This window comes from Tardiphaga robiniae, from assembly GCF_001618955.1.
Taxonomy (GTDB): Bacteria; Pseudomonadota; Alphaproteobacteria; order Rhizobiales; family Xanthobacteraceae; genus Tardiphaga; species Tardiphaga robiniae_A.
Genome location: NZ_LVYV01000003.1, coordinates 145,961 through 158,254, shown reverse-complemented (window position 1 = coordinate 158,254; position 12,294 = coordinate 145,961). Strand labels below are relative to the sequence as shown.

11 protein-coding genes are annotated in these 12,294 nt (G+C 62.3%); 9 read left to right on the top strand and 2 right to left on the bottom strand.

All coding sequences use genetic code 11. From position 1 onward, the window contains the following. Positions 1–5 precede the first annotated feature (5 nt). A complete protein-coding gene (locus A4A58_RS07655) occupies positions 6–704 on the top strand; it encodes an ABC transporter ATP-binding protein (protein ID WP_068730961.1) in 699 nt (232 codons plus the stop codon). 59 nt (positions 705–763) lie between these two features. Here the strand turns inward: A4A58_RS07655 and A4A58_RS07650 are convergent, their stop codons facing one another. Beyond that, positions 764–1,063: a DUF3551 domain-containing protein gene (locus tag A4A58_RS07650; protein ID WP_068730872.1), complete on the bottom strand. Its 300-nt coding sequence runs from the start codon at positions 1,061–1,063 to the stop codon at positions 764–766. A 671-nt stretch (positions 1,064–1,734) separates the two neighbouring features. Between A4A58_RS07650 and dnaE the strand changes: the two genes are divergently transcribed. Next, positions 1,735–5,214, top strand: coding sequence for a DNA polymerase III subunit alpha (gene dnaE / locus A4A58_RS07645; protein WP_068730871.1), 3,480 nt, complete (start codon positions 1,735–1,737; stop codon positions 5,212–5,214). 12 nt (positions 5,215–5,226) lie between these two features. Here dnaE and A4A58_RS07640 read toward each other — a convergent pair whose 3' ends face one another. After that, positions 5,227–5,454, bottom strand: coding sequence for a hypothetical protein (locus tag A4A58_RS07640; RefSeq protein WP_068730870.1), 228 nt, complete (start codon positions 5,452–5,454; stop codon positions 5,227–5,229). Positions 5,455–5,972: 518 nt separating this feature from the next. On the opposite strand from A4A58_RS07640, the gene A4A58_RS07635 reads away from it, so the two are divergent. The 7 genes from A4A58_RS07635 to dxr all read left to right on the top strand — a co-directional run bounded on the left by A4A58_RS07635 (position 5,973) and on the right by dxr (position 12,291). Next, positions 5,973–6,965 carry a 30S ribosomal protein S2 gene (locus tag A4A58_RS07635; RefSeq protein ID WP_068730869.1) on the top strand — a complete coding sequence of 331 codons (993 nt, stop codon included), beginning with the start codon at positions 5,973–5,975 and terminating at the stop codon, positions 6,963–6,965. Positions 6,966–7,165: 200 nt separating this feature from the next. Further along, positions 7,166–8,089, top strand: coding sequence for a translation elongation factor Ts (tsf, locus tag A4A58_RS07630; protein ID WP_068730868.1), 924 nt, complete (start codon positions 7,166–7,168; stop codon positions 8,087–8,089). Between the two features lie 67 nt (positions 8,090–8,156). Next, entirely contained in the window at positions 8,157–8,873 is a 717-nt protein-coding gene (pyrH, locus tag A4A58_RS07625; RefSeq protein ID WP_068730867.1) for a UMP kinase, read from the top strand. A gap of 70 nt (positions 8,874–8,943) precedes the next feature. After that, the gene (frr, locus tag A4A58_RS07620) at positions 8,944–9,501 is read left to right on the top strand and encodes a ribosome recycling factor (RefSeq protein WP_374725665.1); all 558 of its coding nucleotides are present in this window, start codon (positions 8,944–8,946) and stop codon (positions 9,499–9,501) included. Between the two features lie 90 nt (positions 9,502–9,591). Beyond that, positions 9,592–10,347 carry an isoprenyl transferase gene (locus A4A58_RS07615; RefSeq protein ID WP_068730865.1) on the top strand — a complete coding sequence of 252 codons (756 nt, stop codon included), beginning with the start codon at positions 9,592–9,594 and terminating at the stop codon, positions 10,345–10,347. A gap of 5 nt (positions 10,348–10,352) precedes the next feature. Further along, positions 10,353–11,063, top strand: a complete 711-nt coding sequence (locus A4A58_RS07610; RefSeq protein ID WP_068730960.1) for a phosphatidate cytidylyltransferase — start codon at positions 10,353–10,355, stop codon at positions 11,061–11,063. A 4-nt stretch (positions 11,064–11,067) separates the two neighbouring features. Continuing rightward, entirely contained in the window at positions 11,068–12,291 is a 1,224-nt protein-coding gene (gene dxr / locus A4A58_RS07605) for a 1-deoxy-D-xylulose-5-phosphate reductoisomerase (RefSeq protein WP_068730959.1), read from the top strand. The last annotated feature ends 3 nt before the right edge of the window (positions 12,292–12,294 follow it).

The window sequence follows — 12,294 nt, the reverse complement described above, 5'->3', positions numbered from 1 at the left end:
CTGATATGGCGCAAGGGGCAGATGATGTACCGGTGGTCTATCTCCACGATATCAAGCGGCAATACACCCAGGGCGAAAGCGTTCTGACCATTCTTGACAATGCCAAGCTGGCATTATGGGCGGGGCAGTCGGTCGCGCTGGTGGCGCCGTCCGGCTCGGGCAAGTCGACGCTGCTGCATATTGCCGGCCTGCTCGAGAGCCCGGATGACGGCGAGGTCTATGTCGGCGGCACCGCGACCTCGGGCCTGTCGGACACCGAGCGCACCCAGATCCGCCGCACCGATATCGGGTTCGTCTACCAGTCACATCGGCTGCTGCCGGAATTCACCGCGCTGGAAAACGTCATGCTGCCGCAGATGATCCGCGGCCTGAAGCGCTCCGAGACGGTTGCCCGCGCCAAGGAAATCCTGGCCTATCTGGGTCTGGCCGAACGCATCACCCATCGCCCTGCGGAGTTGTCGGGCGGCGAGCAGCAGCGCGTTGCAATTGCCCGCGCGGTAGCCAATGCGCCGCGCGTGCTATTTGCGGATGAGCCGACGGGAAATCTCGATCCGCATACCGCGGATCACGTCTTCAAGGCGCTGATGCAGCTGGTGAAGGCGACCAAGGTGGCGATGCTGATCGCGACCCACAACATGGAATTGGCCGGCCGCATGGACCGGCGGGTGTCGCTGGAAAACGGCAAGGTCGTCGAACTCGACTGACCCCGCCACTCGTTTCATTTGAGAGAGAAAAAGCGAGGCGCCGCGGACGGCGCCATCGCTCAGTAGCTGCTCTTACGCTTGCGCTTCACGCGCGGCTGCTGCGGTGCGTAGCTCTGCGCATAGGCCAGTGCAGGATTGGCAAAGCAGGTCAGGCCGATGCCCGATGCCGTCGCGGCGCACTGCGCATAGGTGCGGTAGCTGCAGTCGTCGTCATCATAGAGCGAGCGCATGCAGAACGGATAACCGCTCGGCGTGTTGAACGAGAACGGGCCGGGATCGGTGCGCTGTGCTGCGGCTGGCGTGACATTGAGGGCCGAAACGGCGCCGAGGGCGACCAGGGCAAGCAGGGCTGCGCGCATCGAATTCTCCTGCCGACTCAGATGGCCGGCTGCATGTGATCTCTGACCGGCACAAAGCCGGTCTGACCGGTATTCGTCAACTCACAAAGCCGGATTCCGCTCCGCATCTGGCGTCGGAAACATGCCGTAACAGGGCTTGTTCGGCACATGCGACGCTATACGGCGCAGGTGATTCCCGGCGAGGGAGAGTTGGCTGGTGGGCGCAAAGCGTGCCGGCTCGCCGTCTTAACCATTCGGAATATGAGGCGCGGCGCGCCGGATCGGCCGCTTGACTCCAGGAACAGAATGAGAACAATGTTCTTCATATGTTCCAGAGATCACGGAGGCCACCATGTTGAAGACCTTTGTTGAAGAAGCCGCTGCACTGGCATCGATCGTTCTGTTCGTCGGCATGATTGCGGTCTGGGCGCAACTGATCCCCCAGCTCTGATCCTGCTCCCGGACGCTGGCTGCGAAGCCGGCGCCGGAACACCAGGGAAGCGCTCCCCGGGGAATGACAAGCATCCCCTAGGGAATGCGGGGACGCTTCCGGGCCCGAGCGGGTTTCACATGGACTTGGCCGGGGGCAGGCATCACCATGGGGCAGCGAGTCGGCCTGAACAGGCTGCCGCGATCCCCAGTGTCGATGACTGCCCAGATCGGGCGCTGCAAAGTCCGGAACGCCCCACGCCATGAGTCAGAAGCCCGCCGCGTCGAATGCCGGATTTGTCCATCTCCACGTGCATTCGGCCTATTCGCTGCTGAAGGGCTCGATCAAGATCCAGAAACTGGCGGAACTGGCGAAGGCCGACCACCAGCCGGCGCTGGCGCTGACCGACAGCGACAACATGTTTGGCGCGCTGGAATTCTCCGAAAAGCTGGTGGGCTACGGCATCCAGCCGATTACCGGCTGCGAGGTCGCGATCGATTTCGGCGACCAGGATCCCAACGCCCGTAATGCGCTGAACGCCGTGATGCCGCGCATTGTGCTGCTGGCCGCCAAGGAGCGCGGCTATCAGAGCCTGATGAAACTCAACTCGCGCGCGTTTCTGGAAACCCCGGTCAATCATGCGCCCCACATCAAGCTGGAATGGCTGCTGGAGGAAACAGAAGACCTGATCGCGTTGAGCGGCGGTCCTGACGGCCCGATCAATCAGGCGCTGCTCGCCGATCAATCCGCGCTTGCCGCTGCGCGCTGCGACCGGCTCGCGTCGCTATTCGGCGATCGGCTCTATATCGAACTGCAGCGTCATGGCGCCGAGAAGGAGCGCCGCGCCGAAGCCGGTTTGATAGACTTGGCTTACGCCAAGGGCCTGCCGCTGGTGGCGACGAACGAGCCGTATTTTGCCGCCGCGGATGACTATGAGGCCCATGATGCGCTGCTATGCATCGCCGGTGGCAGGATCATTGCCGAAACGGACCGCGAGCAGCTCACCACCGATCATCGCTTCAAGACCCGCGCCGAAATGGCGGTTCTGTTTGCCGACATTCCCGAGGCATTGGCGTCAACCGTCGAAATTGCCGAGCGCTGCTCGTTCCGGCCAAAGACGCGCAAGCCGATCCTGCCGCGCTTCACGGTGGGCGCCGGCAGTAACGCCGAAGGTGCGGCCCAGGAGGAATCCGACGAGTTGCGCCGTCAGGCCGAGGAGGGCCTGCGCAAACGTCTCGCCGTCCACGGCGTGTCACAGGGCAAGAGCGAAGAGGAATACCACGCGCGGCTCGACTTCGAACTCAACGTGATCTCCCGCATGAACTATGCGGGTTACTTCCTGATCGTGTCCGACTTCATCAAATGGGCGAAGGCGCAGGGCATTCCGGTCGGACCGGGCCGCGGTTCGGGCGCTGGCTCACTGGTCGCCTGGGTCTTGACCATCACCGACCTCGATCCGCTGCAGTTCAATCTGCTGTTCGAACGCTTTCTCAATCCGGAGCGCGTGTCGATGCCGGACTTCGACATCGACTTCTGCCAGGACCGCCGTGGTGAGGTGATCTCTTATGTGCAGCAGCGCTACGGCCGCGATCAGGTCGCGCAGATCATCACCTTCGGTACGCTGCAAGCGCGCGGCGTGTTGCGCGACGTCGGCCGGGTGCTGCAGATGCCCTACGGCCAGGTCGACAAGTTGACCAAGCTGGTGCCGCAAAATCCGGCCGCACCGGTGACACTTGCAGCCGCGATCGAGGGCGAGCCGAAACTCCAGGCGCTCCGCGACGAGGATCCGATCGTCGCCAAAGCCTTCGATATTGCGCAGCGTCTCGAGGGCCTGACACGCCACGCTTCGACCCACGCCGCAGGCATCGTGATTGGCGACCGGCCGCTGTCGCAGCTCGTGCCCATGTATCGCGATCCGAAATCGGACATGCCGGTCACCCAGTTCAACATGAAATGGGTTGAGCCAGCAGGTCTCGTGAAGTTCGACTTCCTCGGCCTGAAGACGTTGACGGTGCTTGACGTCGCCGTGAAGCTGCTCAAGCAGCGCAATATTGACGTCAATCTTGCGACCACGCCGATTACCGATCCCAAGAGTTACGAAATGCTGGCGCGCGGTGAAGTGGTCGGCGTGTTCCAGGTGGAAAGCCAGGGTATGCGGCGCGCGCTTGTGGACATGCGCCCCGACCGTTTCGAGGACATCATCGCGCTCGTCGCGTTGTATCGTCCGGGCCCGATGGCGAACATCCCGACCTATTGCGCGCGCAAGCATGGCGATGAAGAGCCGGAATATCTGCATCCGATCATCGAGCCGATCCTGAAGGAAACCTTCGGAGTCATCATCTATCAGGAACAGGTGATGCAGATCGCGCAGGTCATGGCCGGCTATTCGCTCGGTGACGCCGACCTGCTGCGCCGCGCGATGGGCAAGAAGATCCGCGCCGAAATGGAAAAGCAGCGCGAGATCTTCGTTGCGGGCTCTGTCAAGAACGGCGTGCCGAAGGGGCAGGCCGATACGATCTTCGATCTGCTGGCAAAATTCGCCGACTATGGCTTCAACAAGAGCCACGCGGCGGCCTATGCGCTGGTGTCGTATCACACCGCCTATATGAAGGCGCATTATCCGGTGGAGTTCATTGCGGCGTCGATGACGCTCGACATGGGCAACACCGACAAGCTGTCGGAATTTCGCGCCGAGGCGCAGCGGCTCGGTATCAAGGTCGAGGCGCCGAACATCAATCGTTCGGGCGTCACCTTCGAGGTCAGCGACAACACGATCTATTATGCGCTGGCCGCGTTGAAAGGCGTCGGCGCTGGCGCCGTCGAGCTGATCGTCGCCGAGCGCAACAAGAATGGTTTGTTCACGTCGCTTGCCGACTTTGCGTCGCGCGTGAGCCCACGCGCCGTCAACAAGCGCATCATCGAAACACTCGCTGCGGCCGGCGCCTTCGATACGCTCGATCCACATCGTGCCCGCGTGCATGGCGGCGCGGATGCTATTTTGGCCTCCTGCCAGAGCGCCCACATGGATACGACAATCGGTCAGGGAAACATGTTTGGCGGCGCGGCCGATGCGCCGACCATCATGCTGCCGCAGATCGACAACTGGCTGGCGGCGGAGAAGCTGCGCAAGGAATACGACGCTATTGGCTTCTTCCTGTCCGGCCATCCGCTCGATGACTATGCGACCGCCCTGAAGCGACTGCGGGTGCAGAGCTGGGCCGAGTTCTGCCGCGCGGTCAAAACCGGCGCTACGGCGGGCAGGGTGGCGGCTACCGTCGTGTCCCGCATGGAGCGGAGGACCAAAACCGGCAACAAGATGGGCATCATGGGTCTGTCCGACCCGACCGGCCATTTCGAGGCGGTGCTGTTCTCCGAAGGGCTTGCCCAATACCGCGACGTGCTGGAACCGGGTACCGCGGTGCTGCTGCAACTCGGTGCCGAACTCCAGGGCGAGGACGTTCGGGCCCGGGTTCTCCACGCGGAGCCTCTGGATGCCGCCGCTGCCAAGACCCAGAAGGGGCTCAGGGTGACCATGAAGGACACCAAGGCACTGGATTCGCTGGTAAAACGCCTCCAACCACAGCCGAGCAATGCCGCCGGAGGAGGCGACGTCTCGCTGATCCTGCGCCTCGACCTGCAAACCGAGGTCGAATTCAAGCTCGAAGGCCGGTTCCAGGTGTCCCCGCAGATCGCCGGCGCCATCAAAGCGGTTTCCGGGGTGGAAATGGTCGAAACACTTTGATCGGGTGGGAGCTTAGGGGGCTAGAACGGCCTTTTTGACAGCCTGCTGCAGACTGATCGGGCCGAATAAGGATTTCGGATACAGGTAATCTTCCCCGGACTCATCAATGATGCGGAGGAGGCTGTTCTTCTCGGCTTCAGCATCCGGAAGAGCGACATAAATCTTCCGCCGCTCCAGCGAGGCGGCATAGCCATCATTGTCGAGGCATACGACGAGCCGCTGGGACGAAGTTTTTGTCATGGGCCACAATCAAAGAAGATGTTTGATCTTGTATTCCCGGCGACCGATGCCAGCCGCCTCGTACCAATGTAATTCGGCCAGCCGGACTTGACCATCGGCTAGTCGTACGCGGCAAACGTCCTTTCGCTTGCGCCATCGGCCCCGGCCATAAGCCCTTCGAAGCCGGGCAACCTCTCGGATTCCGGATCCAACAGCAATCGTTTCAATGTCGAGAATTCCGCCCAAAATCTCGAAATGCATCCAGTAGTTGTGGCGTTTGCTGCTTGTTGGGTCAAGATCAGGGTACCTGTTGTGACTGGTGCAGGAGCCGCGGCGGGGGTGGGACAGGCGATTTCATCCGCTCCCCCCGGTCCATATTGCCTTGCTTCTCCCCAGAATCCGGCTATAAGCCGGCCCATCTCACACGGAAGCATGGCTTAATCGCCGTCCGGTGGCATCCGGGCTGCACGGCAGAATCCTCTGCCCGAACGCTCGTTTGCTCACACGCTTCCGGAGGAAACAACCGGAGAATTGATACTATGGCACTACCCGAATTTTCTATGCGTCAACTGCTCGAAGCTGGCGTCCACTTTGGCCACCAGTCGCACCGTTGGAATCCGAAGATGGCGAATTACATCTTCGGCGCACGCAACAACATCCACATCATCGACCTCGCGCAGACCGTGCCGTTGCTGCACACCGCGCTGAAGGCTGTAAGCGACACCGTCGCCAAGGGCGGCCGCATCCTGTTCGTCGGCACCAAGCGCCAGGCGCAGGACGTCGTTGCCGAAGCTGCGAAGCGCTCGGCGATGTACTTCGTCAATTCGCGCTGGCTCGGTGGCACCCTGACCAACTGGAAGACCATCTCCGGTTCGATCAAGCGTCTGCGTCACCTCGACGAAGTGCTGAACTCCGGCGACGCGTCGGCCTACACCAAGAAGGAACGTCTGACGCTGCAGCGCGAGCGCGACAAGCTCGATCGCTCGCTGGGCGGCATCAAGGACATGGGCGGTCTGCCCGACCTGATCTTCGTGATCGACACCAACAAGGAAGACATCGCGATCCAGGAAGCCCAGCGTCTGGGTATCCCGGTCGCGGCGATCGTCGACACCAACTCGGATCCGAAGGGCATCACCTATGTGGTCCCGGGCAACGACGACGCCGGCCGTGCGCTGTCGCTGTATTGCGACCTGATCGCACGTGCTGTCATCGACGGCATCTCGCGCGCCCAAGGCGACTCGGGCTTCGATATCGGCGCATCGGCTGCCCCGGTGGCTGAGGCCATCCCGGCTCCGGAAGCAGGCTTCCAGGGCCTGGCCGGTCCGCGTGGCACCGCCGACGATCTCAAGAAGCTCACCGGCGTGTCCGGTGCGATCGAGAAGAAGTTCAACGACCTCGGCATCTTCCACTACTGGCAGCTGGCCGAACTCGATCACGACACCGCCCACAAGATTGGCGAAGAAGTTGGTCTTCCGGCCCGTGCCGACGGCTGGGTCGCCCAGGCCAAGGGTCTGACGGCGGAAGCCGAGTAACGCGCAGGCGTGATCCCGGAACCGGTGTCCCGGTTCCGGACAAAATCATGCCGATGCGACAGCCAAGAAACTATTGTGCGGCCGTCATCCCGGCCGCACTTTCCATCTCTACACTTCTCTCGATGATAGTTCCTGCGGCGTAACGCGATTGACCAGCACCGGCTGGCTCGCAGGCGCCCTGACAGGCAAAGGGTTCAACGATGGCAACGATTACTGCAGCGATGGTCAAGGACCTCCGCGAAACCACCGGCGTCGGCATGATGGATTGCAAGAACGCACTGGCTGCCAATGACGGCGACATGCAGGCGTCAATCGACTGGCTGCGCGCGAAAGGCCTGTCCAAGGCCGCCAAGAAGGCTGACCGCGTTGCGGCTGAAGGCCTGATCGGCGTTCTCACTGCCGGCAACAAGGGCGTCGTGGTCGAAGTCAATTCCGAGACCGACTTCGTCGCGCGCAACGATCAGTTCCAGGGCCTGGTCAAGATGATCGCCCAGGTCGCGCTCAAGGTCGGCTCCGACGTTGAGGCCATCAAGGCGCACAAGGTTGGCGACGTCACTGTCGAGACCGCGATCACCGAAGCCATCGCCACCATCGGCGAAAACATGACCCTGCGCCGCGCCGCGACGCTGGAAGTCTCGGCCGGGGTCGTGTCGAGCTACGTGCATAACGCCGTGATCGAAGGTCTCGGCAAGATGGGCATCATCGTCGCGCTGGAATCCACCGGCAAGGCTGACGATCTCGCGACCCTCGGCAAACAGATCGCGATGCATGTCGCTGCTGCCAACCCGCAGGCGCTGGACTCGGCCGGCCTCGATCCGGCCGTCGTTGCTCGCGAGAAGGAAGTGATGGCCGACAAGTATCGCCAGCAGGGCAAGCCGGACGCGATGATCGAGAAGATCGTCGAGAACGGCCTGAAGACCTATTACAAGGAAGTCTGCCTGTTGGATCAGGCCTTCATCCACGACACCGGCAAGTCGGTGGCGCAGGCCGTCAAGGAAGCCGAAGGCAAGGTTGGCGCGCCGATCAAGCTCGCTGGCTTCGTGCGCTACGCGCTCGGCGAAGGCATCGAGAAGCAGACTTCGGACTTCGCTGCCGAAGTTGCCGCCGCCAGCGGCCAGAAGTAAGACGAATTGGAAGACCTCCCGGCGATCTACGCCGGGAGCTGCCGCCTCGAAAGGAAGCGATCGCATCATGGGTGAGCCGCTCTATCGTCGCGTAGTGATCAAGGTCTCGGGTGAGTCTTTCGCCGGAGGCCAGTCATTCGGTATCGATCAGCCGACTATCGACCGCATTGCCGTCGATCTCATTGCAGCCCAGAAACTTGGTGTCGAAGTCGCGGTCGTCGTCGGCGGCGGCAATATCTTCCGCGGCGTCGAAGTCTCCTCGCGTGGTGTGTCGCGCCCGACCGGCGATAGCATGGGCATGCTCGCTACCGTCATGAACTGCCTGGCACTGGAAGCTGCGATCGAGCGCCACGCCGTGCCGGCCCGTACGCTGTCGGCGATGGTGATGCCGCAGGTCTGCGAACTCTTCACACGTGCTGCCGCACACAAATACCTGTCCGAGGGCCGCATCGTGCTGCTGGCCGGCGGTACCGGCAATCCGTTCTTCACCACTGACACGACCGCAGTGTTGCGCGCTGCCGAGATCGGCGCATCGGCCGTGCTGAAGGCGACCAATGTGGACGGCGTCTACAGCGCCGATCCAAAGAAGGATCCGAACGCGACACGCTTCGAGCGTCTCAGCCATTCGCAGGCGGTGGAGGGGAACTACAAAGTCATGGATGCGACGGCTTTCGCGCTTGCCCGCGAGACCTCGCTGCCTATCATCGTGTTCTCGATCGCCGAACCGGGTTCGATCGGCGCCATTTTGACTGGTACTGGCCGCGGCACCATCGTCGCGGGCTGATTTTAGACGGGTTCGGAGCGCCATACCCGCTTCGCACCAGCAGGATACAAGGGAGAGCTGCATGGCCACCATGGCCCCATTCGACATCAACGACCTCAAGCGCCGTATGCAGGGCTCGACCCAGTCGCTGAAGCATGAGCTTGGCGGCTTGCGCACCGGACGTGCGGCAGCCTCGATGCTGGAGCCGGTCCAGGTGGAAGCCTATGGCAGCCACATGCCGCTGAACCAGGTTGCGACCGTCAGCGTTCCCGAGCCGCGCCTGCTGTCGGTGCAGGTTTGGGACAAGTCGATGGTCAAGGCGGTGGAAAAGGCGATCGTCGATTCCAATCTCGGCCTCAGCCCGGCGACCGAAGGCCAGATTCTGCGGCTGCGCATTCCCGAACTGAACACCGAGCGCCGCAAGGAACTCGTGAAGGTCGCGCATAAATATGCCGAGGCGGCCAAGGTTGCGGTGCGCCACGTCCGCCGCGACGGTCTCGACATCATCAAGAAGCTCGAGAAGGCTCACGAGATTTCTGAGGACGACCAGAAGCGCCACGATACCGAAGTGCAGAAGGTCACGGACAGCATAATCGCTGAAATCGATCAGTTGCTGGCGGCTAAGGAAAAGGAAATCATGACGGTTTAAGCGTCAGAAGCCGCTTTTAAGCTGTTGAAAAGCGTATGGTCCGCAAATTGGTCACATATGTGCCGGACCATAGGCTGGGGATTTTAATCGATGTCGAATGCCGCCGCGCCCGCAAATGATGGATCGGACCGATCCACGCCTTTGCATGTCGCGATCATCATGGACGGCAATGGACGCTGGGCTGCAGCGCGGGGGCTTCCGCGCGCCGAGGGCCATCGCCGCGGCGTCGAGGCACTTCGCCGTGTGGTGCGGGCATCCAACGAACTCGGCATCCAGTATCTGACGATCTTCTCGTTCAGCTCCGAGAACTGGTCGCGGCCCGCATCCGAGATCAGCGATCTGTTCGGCCTGCTGCGTCGCTTCATCCGCAACGACCTTGCCACGCTGCATCGCGACGGCGTGCGGGTCCGTGTGATTGGAGAGCGCCAGGGCCTCGATTCCGATATCGCGTCATTGCTGAAAGAGGCCGAGGACCTGACGCGGGGCAACACCCAGCTCAATCTCGTGGTCGCCTTCAACTACGGCTCGCGGCACGAGATCGCGACGGCTGCGCAGCGCCTTGCGCGCGAGGTTGCCGAGGGTAAGCGGACGCCCGAAAGCATCAATGTCGATACGCTCGGCCAGTATCTCGACGCGCCTGATATTCCGGACCCGGACCTGATCATCCGCACGTCGGGTGAACAGCGGCTGTCGAACTTCCTGATGTGGCAGGCTGCCTATAGCGAGTTCGTATTCGTGCCCATCCACTGGCCGGATTTCGACAAGGCCGCGCTGGAAAGCGCCATTGCCGAATATGCCCGCCGCGAGCGGCGCTTCGGCGGTCTCGCCGCGAAAACCGGTTCGTGACCGGCGTGACCCAGGACGACAGTACGCCGAAGCAGGCGGATGACCGGGGGCTGCGCAATCTCTTGATGCGCATCCTGGCCGCGCTGGTGCTGATCCCTGTCGCGATTTTCGCCGCCTATGCCGGTGGCTGGCTGTGGTTCGGCCTCGTGACGCTGGTATCGGTTGGTCTCTTCCTGGAATGGCGGGCCATCGTCGGCAATCATGTCGGCTGGATCGGGCTCGGCGTCGTCTATGCCTTGGCTGCGTTTGCGGCGTCCATTGTCGTGCGCCTCGATCCCGTCTGGGGCTTCTCGGCGCTGATGTTCATTCTGTTGGTGGTCTGGATGACCGACATCGGCGGCTATTTCGCCGGGCGCGGCATCGGCGGCCCGAAACTGTGGCCGCGCGTCAGCCCGAAGAAGACATGGGCCGGCGCCATCGGCGGCTTTGTTCTCAGTCTCGCCGTGGCTGCCGGTTTTGCCATGAATGGTTTGGGAAGCCTGCTGCCGCTGCTCGTGATCGCAACCGTGCTGACGGTGCTGTCGCAACTCGGCGATCTCTTCGAGTCCGCGGTCAAACGCAAGTTCGGCGTCAAGGATTCCGGCCAGATCATTCCTGGCCATGGCGGTCTGCTGGATCGCCTCGATGGCTATGTATTCGCGGTGGTTGCTGCTGCGATGATTGGTCTTTTACGCGGCGGCGCAGATGGCGTCGGCCGCGGTCTTATGGTTTGGTGATTTGATGAGCGCTGTTCCCCTGCGAAATAACAAGCCCGCCGCGTCCAGTCTGCGCAGCATCACTGTCCTCGGTGCGACCGGTTCGATCGGCGACAGCACCATGGATTTGCTACGAGCCTCGCCCGAGCGGTACCAGGTGGAGGCTTTGACGGCTAACGGCAACGTCGAAGGCGTGGTCAAGCTGGCCAAGGAATTCAACGCGCGCTTTGTGGCCGTCGCTGATGAATCCAAGCTGGACGAACTCCGCGCGGCACTCGCCGGCACCGGGATCGCCAGTGGAGCAGGGGATAGCGCCATCGTTGAGGCTGCGGAGCGTCCGGCCGACTGGCTGATGGCCGCCGTATCAGGCGCCGCCGGCCTGAAGCCCGCGCTCGCCGCCGTCGACCGCGGTGCAACCGTCGCGCTGGCCAACAAGGAATGCCTCGTTTGCGCTGGCGATTTCTTCATGGATCGTGCCGCCAAGGCTGGCGCCTGCATCCTGCCAGCGGACAGCGAGCACAATGCGCTGTTTCAGGCGCTGGCCTCCGGCAGCCGCGAGGAGCTGACCCGTGTGATCATCACCGCGTCGGGCGGACCGTTCCGCACCTGGGCTGCCGCCGATATCGAGCAGGCGACGCTGGCGCAGGCGCTGAAACATCCGAACTGGTCGATGGGGCAGAAGATTACCATCGACTCCGCATCGATGATGAACAAGGGTCTCGAAGTGATCGAGGCGTCCTATCTGTTCGCGCTGGCACCGGACGAGATCGACGTGCTGGTGCATCCGCAGTCAATCATTCACGGCATGGTCGAGTTCCGGGATTATTCGGTCATGGCGCAGCTGGGTTCGCCGGACATGCGCACGCCGATCGCGCATTGCCTGGGTTGGCCGGACCGCATCCCGGGCCGGGCCGCACCGCTTGATCTCGCCAAGATCGGCTCGCTGACCTTCGAGGCACCGGATTACGCGCGCTTCCCTGGCCTGAAGCTGGCCTATGACGCGCTGCGCACCGGCAGCGGCGCGACCACCGTCTACAACGCGGCCAATGAGATTGCTGTGGCTGCCTTCACCGCCCAGAATATCCGCTTCGGCGCCATCGCACGCCTGGTCGAAGCGACCATGAATGAATGGGTGCGGGCAGGGAATTTGGCGCCGTTGTCATCGGCGGATGACGCTATTGCTGTTGACCATAAAGCGAGAAAAATGGCTGCCACCCTCTTGCCTCAAATTGCCGCAAAGGCATCCTAGAGC